General features: G+C 70.1%; 13 protein-coding genes. 4 read left to right on the top strand and 9 right to left on the bottom strand.

All coding sequences use genetic code 11. The annotated features are described in order from the left end of the window. Positions 1 to 2 precede the first annotated feature (2 nt). From ID554_RS15115 to ID554_RS15145, 7 genes are all read right to left on the bottom strand, one after another. A complete protein-coding gene (locus tag ID554_RS15115) occupies positions 3 to 1,751 on the bottom strand; it encodes an ABC transporter ATP-binding protein (protein ID WP_117230832.1) in 1,749 nt (582 codons plus the stop codon). Further along, entirely contained in the window at positions 1,744 to 3,504 is a 1,761-nt protein-coding gene (locus tag ID554_RS15120) for an ABC transporter transmembrane domain-containing protein (protein WP_117230831.1), read from the bottom strand. Before ID554_RS15120 ends, ID554_RS15115 begins: the two co-directional genes overlap by 8 nt. After that, positions 3,494 to 4,375 carry a siderophore-interacting protein gene (locus ID554_RS15125; RefSeq protein WP_117230830.1) on the bottom strand — a complete coding sequence of 294 codons (882 nt, stop codon included), beginning with the start codon at positions 4,373 to 4,375 and terminating at the stop codon, positions 3,494 to 3,496. Before ID554_RS15125 ends, ID554_RS15120 begins: the two co-directional genes overlap by 11 nt. Then, positions 4,372 to 5,226, bottom strand: coding sequence for an ABC transporter ATP-binding protein (locus ID554_RS15130; protein WP_117230835.1), 855 nt, complete (start codon positions 5,224 to 5,226; stop codon positions 4,372 to 4,374). Before ID554_RS15130 ends, ID554_RS15125 begins: the two co-directional genes overlap by 4 nt. A gap of 20 nt (positions 5,227 to 5,246) precedes the next feature. Then, positions 5,247 to 6,308, bottom strand: a complete 1,062-nt coding sequence (locus ID554_RS15135) for a FecCD family ABC transporter permease (protein WP_117230829.1) — start codon at positions 6,306 to 6,308, stop codon at positions 5,247 to 5,249. Continuing rightward, on the bottom strand, positions 6,305 to 7,357 hold the full coding sequence (locus ID554_RS15140) for a FecCD family ABC transporter permease (RefSeq protein WP_117230828.1): 1,053 nt from the start codon (positions 7,355 to 7,357) through the stop codon (positions 6,305 to 6,307). The genes ID554_RS15135 and ID554_RS15140 overlap by 4 nt, the downstream gene beginning before the upstream one ends. Positions 7,358 to 7,428: 71 nt before the next feature. Beyond that, positions 7,429 to 8,517: an ABC transporter substrate-binding protein gene (locus ID554_RS15145; protein ID WP_117230827.1), complete on the bottom strand. Its 1,089-nt coding sequence runs from the start codon at positions 8,515 to 8,517 to the stop codon at positions 7,429 to 7,431. Between the two features lie 137 nt (positions 8,518 to 8,654). On the opposite strand from ID554_RS15145, the gene ID554_RS15150 reads away from it, so the two are divergent. Further along, positions 8,655 to 9,416, top strand: coding sequence for an AraC family transcriptional regulator (locus ID554_RS15150; RefSeq protein WP_117230826.1), 762 nt, complete (start codon positions 8,655 to 8,657; stop codon positions 9,414 to 9,416). On the opposite strand, the gene ID554_RS15155 is transcribed toward ID554_RS15150, so the two are convergent. Continuing rightward, positions 9,407 to 10,243 (bottom strand): sugar phosphate isomerase/epimerase family protein, encoded by an 837-nt coding sequence (locus tag ID554_RS15155; RefSeq protein ID WP_191088842.1) that lies wholly within the window; start codon positions 10,241 to 10,243, stop codon positions 9,407 to 9,409. The two genes, ID554_RS15150 and ID554_RS15155, sit on opposite strands and share 10 nt — an antisense overlap. 197 nt (positions 10,244 to 10,440) lie before the next feature. Between ID554_RS15155 and ID554_RS15160 the strand changes: the two genes are divergently transcribed. Both ID554_RS15160 and ID554_RS15165 read left to right on the top strand, forming a co-directional pair. Further along, a complete protein-coding gene (locus ID554_RS15160) occupies positions 10,441 to 11,055 on the top strand; it encodes an isochorismatase family protein (RefSeq protein WP_223884599.1) in 615 nt (204 codons plus the stop codon). A 26-nt stretch (positions 11,056 to 11,081) separates the two neighbouring features. Next, positions 11,082 to 12,425 (top strand): lysine N(6)-hydroxylase/L-ornithine N(5)-oxygenase family protein, encoded by a 1,344-nt coding sequence (locus tag ID554_RS15165; protein ID WP_117230823.1) that lies wholly within the window; start codon positions 11,082 to 11,084, stop codon positions 12,423 to 12,425. Positions 12,426 to 12,898: 473 nt separating this feature from the next. Here ID554_RS15165 and ID554_RS15170 read toward each other — a convergent pair whose 3' ends face one another. Then, a complete protein-coding gene (locus ID554_RS15170; RefSeq protein WP_117230822.1) occupies positions 12,899 to 13,843 on the bottom strand; it encodes a tyrosine-type recombinase/integrase in 945 nt (314 codons plus the stop codon). A 207-nt stretch (positions 13,844 to 14,050) separates the two neighbouring features. Here ID554_RS15170 and ID554_RS15175 point away from each other — a divergent pair, with 207 nt between their 5' ends. Then, on the top strand, positions 14,051 to 14,539 hold the full coding sequence (locus tag ID554_RS15175) for a hypothetical protein (protein WP_117230821.1): 489 nt from the start codon (positions 14,051 to 14,053) through the stop codon (positions 14,537 to 14,539). The last annotated feature ends 10 nt before the right edge of the window (positions 14,540 to 14,549 follow it).

Consider the following 14,549-nt stretch of genomic DNA (forward strand, 5'->3'; position numbering starts at 1 on the left):
ATCTACCGCCGGCCGGTCTCCCAGGCCGTCCACAGGTCGGCGTAGCGGCCGCCCGCCGCGATCAGGTCGTCGTGGGTGCCGGTCTCCACCAGCCGCCCGTCCTGGAGTACCACGATCCGGTCCGCGGTGCGGGCCTGGGACAGCCGGTGGGCGATGACGAGGGCGGACCGGCCGCTGGTCACGGCGGTCGTCGCCCGGTCGAGCACGGCGGTGTCGGCGGTGTCCGCCTCGGCGGTGGCCTCGTCCAGGATGACCAGGGCCGGGTCGGCGAGCGCCAGCCGCGCCAGCGCGAGGTGCTGGGCCTGTGCGGCCGTGACGGCGTGGCCGCCGTCGCCCACCTCGGTGTCGAGGCCGTCGGGCAGCAGTTCGACGATGTGCTCAGCGCCGACCTGCTTCAGGGCCGTGGTGATTTGCTCGTCGGTGGCGCCGGGCGCGGCCAGGGTGAGGTTGTCGCGCACGGTCCCGGCGAAGACGTGCGTCTCCTGTGTGACGGTGACGATCCTCTGTGGATCGACGCGCCGCACGATGTCGCCGGTCGTGGGCCGGTAGACGCCCGCGATCAGCGAGGCCAGGGTGGACTTACCGGACCCGGTGGCACCGACCACGGCGAGCACCGACCGGTCGTCGATCCGGGTGTCGATCGCGGTGAGCACGGGACGGTCCGGGCGGTACGCGAAATGCACGCCGGCCACCTCGACGGCCGGACCGGCGTCGCTCCGGGTGTCCGGGGCGTCTGTTGCGGTGGCCCCACGGGTCGCGGTGACGCCGATGATGCGGCCGAGCGACGCGAGCGCGGACTGCAGCTCGTCCATCAGGAACAGCAGTTCGGCGATCGGGGCCACGGTGCGCAGGAACAGCAGAACCGCGGCGGTGACCTGGCCGGCCGACGCCTCACCGAGGAGGGCGAGCCAGACACCGATGCCGAGCACCAGGAGCAGCCCGAGCAGCTCGGTGACGTTGAGATGCCCGTACATCCGGTTCTGCACGATCCGGGTGCGCATCGCCCACCGGACCGTTTGCCAGGAGGTCACCTTGATGCGTTCGAGCTGGCGGTGTTCCAGTCGGTGCGCCGTCACCGTCGGCAGTTGGGTCAGGGTGCCCAGGATGTCGTGGCCCCGCGCGGATTCCGCGGTGCGTTCGGCGACGTAGACGCCCGGCGCCGTGCGCAGGTACCACCGCACGGTGAGGCCGTAAAGCGGGATGGTGAGGGCGTAGCCAGCAAGGAACCACGGGTTGAGTGCGGCGAGGCCGCCCGCGACGAGGACCATGGTCAGCGCCGCCACGCTCAGCCGCGGCAGCACGTCGGGCAGCGTGCCGGAGATCTGCGCGATGTCGTCGGAGGCGCGGGTGACCACGTCGCCGGTGCCGGCGGTCTCGATCGTGGCGCGCGGCAGGTCGAGCGCCGCCGCCACGTAGCCTTCCCGCAGCTCGGCGACGACCGTCTCGGCAAGCCGGGCCAGGGCCCGGGTGGCCATCCACGCCAGCAGCCCGGCCGCCACCGCAGTGGCCGGCAGCAGCGCGACCTGCCACCAGAACGACGCCGGCACGCCGGATCCGTCCGCGGCCCGCACGGTGTCGACCAGGCTGCCGATCACCAGGGGGAAGACGAGCGCCAGGCCCGCCTCGAGCAGGAACAGTACGACGATCCCGCACAGCGCCAGGCGGCGCCCGGCGAGCATCCGCCATACTCGGGCCGCGACCGTGCGGCCGTCGGCGACCGGCAGCATTCCCCGGGTGTCCTGCTCAGACATCGATACTCTCTTCCCGCCGGGCGGTGACGAGCCGGGCCGCGACGACCCGGTCGGCGACGGCGTGGAAAGCCGGCGCGGAGGTCAGCACGAGGGTGGTCCGGCCGGCCCGGTGTGCCCGCAGCGCGGCCGCGATCACGTGTTCGGTGACCGCGTCCACCGAGGTGGTGGGCTCGTCGAGGACCAGCAGCTCGGGGTCGGCGGCGACCGCCCGGGCGAGGGCGATGCGCTGGCGCTGGCCGCCGGAGAGCTGCCAGCCGCCGTAGCCCGCCACCGTGTCGTACCCGTCGGGCAGCTCCGCGGCGTGTAGCGCCGCCACCGCCAGGGCCACTCGCGCGGCATCGGCGGCGATCGGCTCGTCTCCGGTGGCGCGGACATTGTCGAGCACTGTCCCGGGCAGCAGCGCCGGGGTGTGCGGGACGATCAGCGCCCGTTCCCGCCAGCGCTGAGAGGAGTGCTCCGCCGGTGGCAGCCCGGCATACGTGAGCCGCCCGGCGACCGGCGTGGCCCGCAGCGTGAGCAGGTCGCCGAGTGCCCCGCGGGCCGCGTGCGGGAGGTGGGCGACGACGAACTCGCCGGGTTCGATCCGCGCGTGCAGGATCAGACCGTCGGCCAGGGCGAGGTGCTCGAACTCCAGGGCAGGCGGTTCGTCCGGGCCGGCTTCGGCGGTCGCGGCGCCGGCGGGGTGGCGGGGCATGCGGAGCAGTTCGAGCAGGCGTTCCGCGGAGGCTTGGGACATGGCCCAGATCGATCCCTGTACGCCGATGAGTGCGTCGAGCGGGCCGATCAGGGTGAGCGCGATGCCGGACACTGTGATCATCTGACCCACGCTGATCTGCCCGTCGAACGCGAGCAGCGCCGCCGCGATCGCCACCCCGGCCGCGAACAGGTTGCCGACCGCGGCGCTGGCGCCGTCGAAGGCCGCCTCCGCGTTCCGGGCCGCCAGTGTAGCCCGCAGCGCGTCCCGGCTGACCTTCCGGTAGCGGCTCGCGGCGGTGCGCTGGGCGTGCAGCCCTCGGATCACCCGGAAGCCGGCGACCAGGTCGGCGGCCTCGGCGGCGGCATCGGCGAGCCCGGCCTGTTCGTCCTTGCTGCGCAGCCGCAACGGGTACGCGGCCAGGTGCATCAGGCCGAGCACGAGCGGCAGAGCGACGACGATGCCGATGCCGAGAGCGGGGTGCACCGAGAACAGCAGGACCGCGGCGACCAGCAGCCCGATCAGTTCGCCGGGCGGGTAGACCGAAACGTACACCGCCTGGCACGCCTGGAAACCGTCGGAGGTGGACAGCGACAGCAACCGGCCAGGGGGGTGCGCGGAGGCGCCGAGGTCCCGCTCGTCGAGCACCCGCTTCAGGGTGTGCTGGGACAGCTCGTGGTGTGCGCGCTGCACCCCGTACCACCCAATGCGCCCGCCGAAGCGGAAGCCGATGTTCATCAGGACGTAGAGGCCGATGAGGGCGCTCGTCCAACTGGTGAGGGGCCACGCGATGTCCGAAGCGCTCGCACCGCCGGCCGCCGGGGTGACGACGTCGTCGACGAGCGCGCCGACGGCGACCGGCACCAGCACGCTCGTGACGTTGAACAGCGTGCGCAGGCAGGCGCCGCCCACAGCGTACGGCCAGACCGATCCGATGATCGCCCGGGTCAGCCGGAACGGTGACCAGGACGGGTCGATGCGCAGCCGCATCCGGTCATCGGGAACGGCGGGGCCTTCGAACCGGCCCCAGCTCCGCTCCGGCGTCGTGTCAGTTGTCATCGATGTCGGAGTCGTGATGGTCGAAGCCACCCACGCCCCGCTTCCAGTACCCGTCGACGACGACCTGGTCCTTGGCCAGGCCGATCTCGTTGCGCAGATAACGCCGGATCGGCTTGAGGGAGCTCGTCTCCCCGGCGGCGAACGCGAACAGGCTGCCCGCGTCGGCCGGAGGCGTCCAGGCGCGCAGAGCCGTCTCCAGCGGGCTGAGGTGTCCCTCGCCCACCGGCGCCGAGTCGCGGTGCACCCACCGCAGGTCGACCTGAGCCTGGCCGGTCAGCACCTGTTCCTCGCCGGCGTCGGCGACCTCGATCAGGGCGGTGACGTGCGACCCGGCAGGCGCCTCGCCGATGATCCGGGCGAGGGCCGGCAGCGCTGTCTCGTCGCCTAGGGCGAGGTAGTGCGGGTAGTTCTCGGGCAGCCGCCAGTTCGAGCTCGGGCCGTTCACCACCAGCGGGTCGCCGGGCCTGGCCTGCTGCGCCCACCGGCCGGCGACGCCGTGGCCGTGCAGAACGAAGTCGAGGCTGAGTTCACGGGCCATCGGATCCCAGGCGCGCACGGTGTAGTCGCGGTGGATCGGGTCGCCCGTGCCGCCCTCGTTGGGCCAGCTCCCGTCAGGCTGCTCTCGCGGCGCCACTAGCTCGCCCGTATCCGGGTGAGGGAAGAACACCCGTACGTGATCGGGGGAGAAGTTGGCGAACGGGAAGCCGTCGGCGAGGTCGTCACCCACGAACACGACGCGACGGTACCGCGGGGTGATGTCTTCGGTACGCGCCACCTTCAGGTCGCGGCGGATCAGCCGGTCCATGTAGTTGAACTGAAGTTCACCTGTCATGTTCGGGCCGGTGAACCGGGGGAGTTCGCGTCTGTTCATCGGATGCTCTCCTGTGGTTGCGGTGCTTCGTTCGGCTCGACCGGGTGGACTGCCGTGGTGCGCGGATCGAGCGGGATGACGGTGGGAGTACCGGTGACCGGGTCGGGCGCGACGAGGGCCTTCAAACCGAACACGGATTCGACGAGCTCGGCCGTGATGATGTCGCCCGGCGCCCCGGTGGTGACGACCTTCCCGTCGCGCATGACGATGAGGTGATCGGCGTACCGGGCGGCCTGGCTGAGGTCGTGCAGCACGCTGACGATGGTCTTGCCCTCGTCGTGGAAGTTGCGGAAGAGCTCCATGAGCTCGTACTGGTGGGCGATGTCCAGGAAGGTAGTGGGCTCGTCGAGCAGCATGATCGGGGTGTCCTGGGCCAGCAGCATCGCCACCCACACCCGTTGCCGCTGACCGCCGGAGAGCTCGTCCACGAGGTGCCCGGACAACTCGGTGAGGCGGGTCGCCTCGAGCGCGGCCGCCACCGCCTCCTCGTCGGACGCGCGCCATTGCTGAATCAGGTTTTGGTAGGGCGCGCGGCCGCGGGCCACGAGGTCGGCGACCCGGATGCCATCCGGGGCGAGCGACGCCTGGGGCAACAGGCCGAGCCGGCGGGCAACCTCTTTGGACTTGTACGAGCCGATCGCCTTGCCATCGAGCAGGACCGCCCCGGTGCTCGGGGTCAGTACCCGGGCCAGCGCGCGCAGCAGGGTGGATTTGCCGCACCCGTTGGGGCCGATGATCGCGGTGAAGGACCCGTCCGGGATCACCACGGACAGCCGCTCCGAGATGGTGCGTCTGTCATAGCCGATGGTGGCGTCGTCGACGACGACCCGGGCCGCGGGGTAGTCGGTCATGGCGTCCTTCGCATTCATTGTCATCGGAGCAGCCCGGTCCGTTTGCGGGTCTCGGAAATCAGCAGCCAGATCAGGTAGCTGCCGCCCACGCACACCGTGATGAGCCCGACCGGGACCGGCCGGTACGCTTGGGCGAGCAGTAGCGACAGCAGGTGGGCGCCGGCCAGCAGGGCCGCGCCCATGCCGGCTGAGGCCAGCAGACTCACCCCGGCCGATCGGGTCAGCCGGCGGGCCAGTTGCGGCGCGGCCAGGGCGATGAAACCGATCGGCCCGGCGGCAGCGGTGACCACCGCGACGGTCGCGACGCCGGCCACGATCAGGCCCAGCCGGGCCGGTCCGGGGCGGGTGCCGAGCGTGACCGCGGCGTCGTCGCCGAGTTCCATGCGCCGCAGCGCGGGCGCGAGCAGGGCCGCCGTGATGACGATCGCCGCCGCGACCGCCAGGGCCGGGAGCAGCGCCTCCCACGAGACGCGGGTGATGGAGCCGGCGCCCCACCATCCGACGGTCCGCGCGTCCTCGATCTCGGCGCGGGAGATGAGGTACGCGTTCACCGAGCCGAGCATGGCCGAGACGCCGATGCCGACGATGATGAGACGGAAGCTCTGGATGCCGCGCCGGTAGGACAGGACGTAGACGCCGAAGGCGGTGGCGATGCCGCCGGCGATCGCCGAGAACGCGATCCACCAGTAGCTACCGGTTCCGACCAGGAGGATGGCGACCACGACTGCGGTGTACGAGCCGGCGTCGAACCCGATCACGTCGGGGGAGCCGAGGGGATTGCGGGTCAGCGACTGGAAGATTGCCCCGCCGATGCCGAGCAGTGCGCCGAACACGACCGCGCCGATCGCGATGGGCAGCCGCCACGTGACGACGACGGTCCGTTCGAAGGTCTCCTCGCTGGTGAAGGTCGCGAACACCTGCTGGATGGTGAGCGGATAGTCACCATGCGTCAGGGCGACGGTCGCGAGGGCCAGCGCGACGAGGAACAGCAGCACCGACACCGTCAGGAGCCGTACGCTCAACCGGCCGGAGAACCAGCGTGTACGCACGCTGCGGGTGCGGTATCCGAAAGCGACGCTCATAGCCCGCTCGCCACCCGCCGCCGCACCAGCGCGATCAGCACCGGCGCACCGATGACCGCAGTGACGATGCCCACCTCGATCTCGCCGGGTCGGACGATCACCCGCCCGAGGACGTCGGACAGCAGCACCAGCACGGGGGCGGCCAGGGTCGAGTAGAGGATGATCCAGCGTTGGTCCGGGCCCGTGAACCACCGCACGACGTGCGGCACCATTAGCCCGACGAAGCCGATCCCGCCGGTCAGCGCGGTGCCGCCGCCGGCCAGCAGCGTGACGGCGATGATCCCCAGCACCCGCGTGCGGCCGACCCGGGTGCCTAGCGAGGCGGCCAGGTCGTCGCCGAGCGCGATGGAGTTCAGCGCGCCGGAGAGCATCACCGCGATCAGCAGGCCGGCGGCCAGGAACGGCAGGACCGCCACGGTCTCGCTCGGGCCGGTACGCGCGATCGACCCGAGCCCCCAGTTGCGCAGCGCCCGGAACGTCTCCTCGTCGATCAGCGTCAGGAACGTCGTGATCCCGCCGAGCACCGCGCTCAACGCCACACCGGCCAGTACGAGAGTGACCGGCGAGGCCGATCCCCGCCCGGCCGATCCGATCAGGTAGACCAGCACCGTCGCGACGGCCGCGCCGAGGAAGGCGAACCACACGTAGCCGGTGATGCTGGTGAGCCCGAAGAACCCGACGCCGACGGTGACGACGAAGCCGGCGCCCGCGTTGACGCCGAGGATTCCGGGATCCGCCAGCGGGTTGCGGGTCAGCGCCTGGATGAGCGCGCCCGCCACGCCGAACGCCACGCCGACCAGGATGCCGAGCAACGTCCGGGGCGCCCGGATGGTCCAGACGATGGTGGCGGCCTCGCTCTGGTCGCGGTCCCACAGGACCTGCCACACCGCGCCGAGCGACAGCGGGTTGGCCCCGAACGCTAGGCTGAGCAGTCCCGCGACCGCGAGAGCGACGAGGATGACGAGCAGCCCGAGGGCGCGCCGCCGGTAGAGTGACGGCGCGGGCGGGGCCGCCGTCGCGGGCGGTTGTTGCGTGAGGGTTGGCGGCACGGCCTTCCGTTCCCGGGTAGCGGTCGGTCACGGGGATTAGGGCGCGTGGCCCCGATCCCCGTGCCTGAGGATCAGGACAGCTTGGCGCCGGCCAGCCACTCGTCGGCGACCACCTTCACGCCCCAGGGCAGGCTCGCGGCGCTGGCGCCGGCACGCAGCACCCAGGTCGCGTTCGGCATCTGCTTCCCGGCCGCGTCCACGACCTGGTTCGGGTCCGACTCGAGGTTCGTAAGCGCGACGTAGCGGCCCTCACTCACCGGCTTGAGGCCCTTGAACAGCGGCTTGGCCTCGCGGGCCTTGCGGACGTCGTCGCCGCTGTAGACGACCACGAGCGCGTCGGCGTCGAGCAGGCCCTGGTTCTCGTCGGAGACCACGTCCTCGTCGACGAACTTCTGCGCGTTGGGGTTCGCCGTGAAGCCCAAGTTGCCCATGATGCCCTCGGCGACCCCGCCGGCCACGGTGTAGTAGGACAGGCCGTACTGCGGGCCGTAGTCGTTGGCGATGGTGATGGTCTTGCCGGCGAACTCGGGGTGCGCCTTGGCGGTGTCGGCGATCGCCGTCTCGGCCGTGGTGACCGCCTTGTCGGCGGCGGCGCTGAGGTCCAGCGTCCTACCGACCAGGCGCTGCAGGTCCTGCCATCCGATCTCGCCCTCCTTCTCGGTGTCGAGCACCGGCGCGATGGCGGCCAGCTTGGTGAAGTCGGGCTTCTCCCAGACCGCGCCCACGGCGACGATCAGGTCGGGCTTCGCCGCGGCGATCCCCTCGAAGTTGATCGGGTCCCGCCGGGTGGACTTGTCCACCGTCTCGATCTTCGAGAACCAGGCCTTGTCACGCCACGCGTACTCGGCGTCCTCGGTGAGCGTGAAGACGGGCGTCACCGCGAGGGACTGCAGCGAGTCCAGGTTGGGGGAGACGCCGATCACGGCGATCCGCTCGGGCCGCTTCTGTAGTACGGACTCGCCGGCCCACGTCTTCAGCGTCAGCGGGTACGTCGTCGTGCCCTCGGCGGGCGGCACCGCGCCGGGTGGCGGGCTGGAGGAGGGCGCGGCCGGCTCGTCGCTGTCACTGGTCGAGGCGCAGCCGGTGAGGGTGAGGATCGCCGCCAGCGCGACGGTTGTCAGGCGCCGTCGCCTGCCATGGCGAAGCAGGGAGCTTGTCATCGGGGGGTCCTCCTGGTTATCGGCAACGCCGTCTGGTGTGTAGGTACGTGCGCTGTTAGGTTAGGCGAACCTAACCTAAGGGTGTGCACTGATTCCGACAGGCATCGCGCAGAATGCGACAAGCAGAGGTTGGTGGGATGTCTCAGCGCACGTACGGCGATGACGCGATCGTGCCGTGGCGGATCTGGATGCCGGCAGTCTCGGTCCCGGTGCAGCAGGAGGATCGTCTGCACGTGCTGCTCTGGCAGGTGCACGGCGACGCCGATCTCGTCGTCGGCGGCGTCCAGCACGCCCTGGTGGCGGGGCACGCGCTGTGGGTGCCGGTGGGTGTCCGGCATGAGTTCACGGTACGGGCCAACTCAGTGACGATGCCGCTCTTCTTCGAGGCCGCCGACATCGCCACCACGTTGTCCGGGCCGACTCTGGTCACTGTCGACCGGGATCTGCAGACGCTGATGCTGGCGTACACAGTGTCCTGGAACACCATCATCGAGCCCGCGCCCAACCTGGCCCGGCAGATCCTCGCCCTGATCGAGGAGAGCCCGGTTCTGTCCACTGTGCTGCCAATGCCGGCCAGTGAACCGGCCCGGACGATCGCCGAGACCCTGCGGTTCAATCCCGGCGACATCCGAGGCGTGGAAAGGCTCGCGGAATCGGTGCACGCCTCCGCGCGTACAGTGGAAAGGCTTTTTCAAGCCGAGACCGGAATGACCTTACGGCAGTGGAGAATCCGCAACCGCATGGAGGCGGCTGCCATTCTGTTGCGCTCGAATGCGGCGCCCGATGCCGTTGCGCACCGGGTTGGATATACGAACGTGAATGCATTCCGGCGCGTTTTCAAGGGCCATTTCGGCATCTCGCCGACCGAATATGTAGATCGCTTTAAGGCTCAGCGGTGATCGCCGACGGAGGCGACCGGCCGGGACGCGTCGGTCACCTCGGCGATGAGCCGCCGGAGGGCGTCGGCACCGGCCTTCGCGGCATCGTCCGCAGGACGTTCCCGATATCCGGGGTTGAAGATCTCGAGGGACAGCGGTCCCCGGTAGCCGGACGAGATCGCGGCCGCGACCTGCGCCGGCAGGTCGAACTCGCCCTCGCCGGGGAAGCAGCGGTGGTTGCGGCTCCACGTCAGTAGGTCCATGGGCAGCCGCGGCGCGTCGGCGACCTGGAGGAAACCGATGGCGTACGGTGGCAGCTCGGCCAGCGTGCCCGCGTCCTCGCCGCGTGCGTTCATGTGGAACGTGTCCACCACCAGGGCGAGGTTCGGGTGGCTCGCGCGCTGGATGGTGTCCCAGGCGTCGGCGGTGCGGCTGATGTGGGTGCCCCAGGCGAGCGCCTCGAACATGATCATCATGCCGTGCTCCGCGGCTGCGGCCGCCAGGATCGCGAGCTGCGCCGCCGAGAGGTCGCGGTTGCCGTCGGCGTCCGTGTCGGTGTTGGAGACCACGAGGATCGACTCGGCGCTGAGCCGGCGCATCACGTCGAGCTCGCCGTGGAAGCGCGACAGGACCTCGCGGAACTCACCCGGGGGCACTCCCTCCGCGCGGCGGAAAGGCTGGTAGAGCTCGATGGTGAGTCCGAGGTCGGCGCATCGGTGGGCGCATTCTTCGGGGGTCATCCCGGAGCGCCGCAAGTCGTCGTCGAGCAATTCGATGCTGTGGAATCCCGCAGCGGCGATCGCGGAGATTTTCTCCTCAAGACCGCCGCCTATCGATACGGTTGCCATGCACATCTTCATCGTCTGCAGGCCTCACTGGTCAGCGGGAGATCATCCCTGCCACGGTGGCGAGGTTAGGTTAGCCTATCCTACCCTCAAGGCAAGCCCGAGTGAGGCATGCGCATACGTGAACCCCTCGCGGAGTTTCCTGCGGCCGAGTCTTAGGTTAGGCTGACCTTACTTGACCGGGAGAAGGGCTGTCGCTGGTGTTGCCCAGAATCTGCCCGTACTTCATCCCGACCGGCTTCGACCTGCACCGCGCGCGAGTCGGATGGAAACCCGATCCGGCCCGCGCCGTCCTGCTCGTGCACGACATGCAGAACTACTTCCTGGCCCCGTTCGGCATCGCCGACCAGGCCCTGGCCGCCCGGGTCGTGCGCAACATCGGCATGCTGCGTGAGTGTGGCATCCCGGTCGTCTACACGGCTCAGCCAGGTGGACAGACACCGGCTGAGCGGGGCCTGCAACAGGACTTCTGGGGCGACGGCCCACCGGACGATCCCCGCGCGCTGGCCATCGTGGACGCACTCACCCCGGCGGCTGGTGACCTCCGTCTCACCAAGCGGCGTGACAGCGCGTTCGCCGGCACCGTGCTCGCCGACTTGCTGGGCGACCGGGACCAACTGATCATCACGGGGGTCTACGCGCACGCAGGAGTGCTCGCGACGGCGCAGGACGCTTTCATGCGCGACATCCAGGCGTTCGTGGTGGCGGACGCGGTCGCCGACTTCAGCCCCGCCCATCACCGCGAAGCGCTCCGCCGCGTGTCGGACCGGTGCGGTGTGGTCGGCACCGCCGCCGAGATCGCCGAACTCCTCTGATTTCGTGTTCGAAGAAAGGGCAATCCATGTCTGCCGCGGACATCGAGGTGTACGACCTCGTCGGCATCGGCTTCGGCCCATCGAACCTGGCCCTCGCCATCGCCGTCGAGGAACACAATGCCCGCTGCACGCGGGCCGAGGATCGCATCTCCGCCATCTTCCTGGAGAAGCAGGACGACTTCGGCTGGCACCGCGGCATGCTCTTCGACAACGCCACCATGCAGGTGTCGTTCCTCAAGGACCTGGTCACCATGCGCAACCCGGCCAGCGACTTCAGCTTCGTGTCGTACCTGCACGCGCACGGCCGGCTCGCCGACTTCATCAACTACAAGACGGTGTATCCGCTGCGCGTCGAGTTCCACGACTACTTCCGGTGGGCGGCCGGCCGGATGAGCGAGGTGGTCCGCTACGGCCACACTGTCACCGACGTGGTCCCAGTGCCCGGCGGCGACCTCGTCGACGTGATCGCGGCGACGCCGTCAGGGGGCCGTACCGTCCGCGCCCGTAACGTCAGCCTTGCGCTGGGCCTCGAACCGAGCCTGCCGCCCGGCGTGAAGCCGAGCGAGCGGATCTGGCACAACCTCGACATCCTGCACCGCGTGGCCGCGTTCGAGGTGGCCGAGCCCCGCCGTCTCATCGTCGTCGGCGCCGGCCAGAGCGCCGCCGAGTCGGTCAGCTTCCTGCACAGCCGCTATCCCACGGCCGAGGTCTGCTCGGTCTTCTTCCGGTACGGCTACAGCCCCGCCGACGACAGCAACTACGCCAACCGCATCTTCGACCCGGAGGCCGTCGACGTCTATTACGACGCCCCCGCAGACGTGAAGCGGATGCTGTTCGACTATCACCGCAACACCAACTACTCGGTGGTCGACGGCGACCTCATTGAGGAGCTGTATCGCCGCCAGTACGCGGAAAAGGTGCTCGGCCGCCCCCGGCTGCGCATGCTGAACGCGTCCCGGGTCGCCGAGCTGACCGAGACCCCGGACGGCGTATGGGCGGTGGTCGAACATCTGCCGAGCGGCGAGCGCGAGCCGATGGACGCCGACGCGATCGTCTTCGCCACCGGCTATCGCCCGGTCGACCCGGCCCGGCTCCTCGGCGCCGCGGGCGAGTTGTGCCTGCACGACGACGAGAGCCTGCTGCGAATCGGCCGTGACTACCGCCTCGAGACCGGCGATCAGCTACGGGCCGGCCTCTATCTACAGGGCGGCACCGAGCACGCGCACGGGATAACCGCCACCCTGCTGTCCGCGGTGGCCGTCCGATCCGGTGAGATCGTGGCGTCGATCGCGGCTGCAGTCGCGGACCGCGCCCCGGTCCCGCCCGCCGCGGGCCGCCCCCTGGCGACGATCGGGGAGCGCTATTCGTAGCGGACCGCGTCGTGCCGGGTCAGCGCGCCGAGCAACGGCACTCGGCGGCCGACGACAGCAGCACGATGAGCAGGCCAGCGCCGGCCTACAGCAGGACCGCAGCTCCGTCCAGCGCCACGTCACGACCCGGCCATCGGGACGCTGGAGGTCGTGAGTCACGCTCACTCCCCGCCGCTCCTGATCGACGCTCGCGGCGGTGCCACGTACATACCGGTGGCCCCGGTGGCCCCGGCGCGCCATCCTGCTTAGCCCTCGTTGACCGCGGTCGTCCATGTCAGAGCGCATGCATCGTCGCCGACGGTGACGAGCAGGGTGGTGTCGTCAGCGGGAATAGGCCCGTCCGTAGTTTCCAGACCCAAAACAACTCGCTAAGCTGTTGATCTAGGCCCGTACCTGGGGCGGCTGCCTTGGGGAGCGAGTTGCAGGGGAGACATTTCGCCGTTCCCTGCGATCCCGGTACGTGGGATGCGAGATCATCGCCGGTGCCTCCGGTGGTGCTCGTCGTTCTCGGCGGTGATAGGCGCGGAGGTCTCCTCGCCGAGCCGGACGTAGATGCCGAGGGTGGCCAGGCGCCGGTGGCGGGACTTGGCCTGTAGCTCGGCGGCGCTACGGCCCTTGGCGGCCAGGTGCGTCAGCCCGGAGTGGCGCAGTTGGTGGAGGGTGTACCCGATCCCGTGCGGGTCGTGGAGCTTGGAAGCATGCTTGAACAGGTACTCGGCGCGCGGGTAGGACAGCCGGCCGCGGCCGGTGTCTGGGCAGATGTCGCCCAGGGCCGGCGCGCGGCGGCCGGTGGCGGGTGCGCGCCGGTCGGCGAGGAACACCGGTCCGGCGGTGCGCCCGGCTAGCAGCCGGGGCAGAAGTCGGGCAGTCGGGGTCTCCCAGTGCACGTAGGCGCGGTCGCCGCCCTTCTCGGTGATCAAGGCGCGGCGGAACTCCATGTCGAGGTCGGGCACGTCCAAGCCGAGAATTTCCTCGGCGCGGGCGCAGGTCTCGTAGAGCATTCGCCACAGGATCCGCTCGCGCAGCGGGTGGCGGTCGTCGGTGAACAGCCGGTCGAGGCGGGCGCGGGGAATGGCTTTGTCCCGGGTCTGGGTGACTTTGCGGCGTTCCAGTTGTCGGCCGGGGTCAGTGGTCAGCCAGTCCTGGCGGCGGCAGTAGGCGGTGAACGAGGTCAGCGTGGACAGGTGCTTGTTCCAGGTGTTCGCGGCCCCCTGGTCCCAGCGGGCCATCGTCTGCTCGTAGATCTCCGGGGTGAGCGCGGCGACCGGGAGTTGGTCACCGGTGGTCTCTCGTAGCCGGCGCAGGGTCTCGGTGTAGGAGGCGCGGGTGGGGTCGTTGTGGAGCCGGTCGAGAAACGCGTCGACGGCGACCACGAGCGCGACCGGGCGGCGGGCGGTCGGTAGCGGGATCACGGACACCTCGACGGCCCCTTCCGATGATGTGACACAGAATGTGCCTGAGTCACCATCACCCTGGTGCTGTGTCCAGCAGGTGGTGGTGGGTGGATCGCCGACCTCTGTGACAGAGGCTACGGGATTCTCTGTCCCAGAAGGTCAACGAGTGGCGCTGACATCCCCACCTCAAAGACACTGCATTTTCTGATGCAATCGGCTAGGGTATGCGTCATGACCTCCTCCGACGCGTCCTCGATCTACATCCGCATGCCTGCCGACCTCAAGAGCGCGGTCGACGACCACGCCAAGGCGCGGGGCAGCACGGTGACCGGCGCGGCGGTGGATCTGCTCGGCCGAGGTCTGCAAGCGGTCGCCGATGAGAGGTCCGTCGCCGACCTGCAAGCCGCGCTGTCCCGCTCGGTCACGGAGAAGGCGGTCGTGGAGGCCGAGCTGGTGACCGCGCGAGCGCAACTGGCCACCCTCGGAAACTTCGTCGACCGGGCTGGCCAGCGGGTCGGCACCTGCCCGAGCTGTCGGCAGCCGATCAGCGGTGCCGACGTGTTCGCGGCCAGTCGGTGCCCGGCCTGCGGCCAGCCGCTGACTGAACTGCTCGCCCCGAAGGCCAACAGCGCCACAGGGATCGACCAGCGGGAGCTACTGCTGTTCGCCGGCGCGCTCGGTGCACTGATCGGCGTCGCCTACCTGTCCACCAAGAAGTAGTCCATCCAGT

Origin of the sequence: Micromonospora craniellae (genome assembly GCF_014764405.1) — a bacterium.
Classification (GTDB): Bacteria; Actinomycetota; Actinomycetes; order Mycobacteriales; family Micromonosporaceae; genus Micromonospora; species Micromonospora craniellae.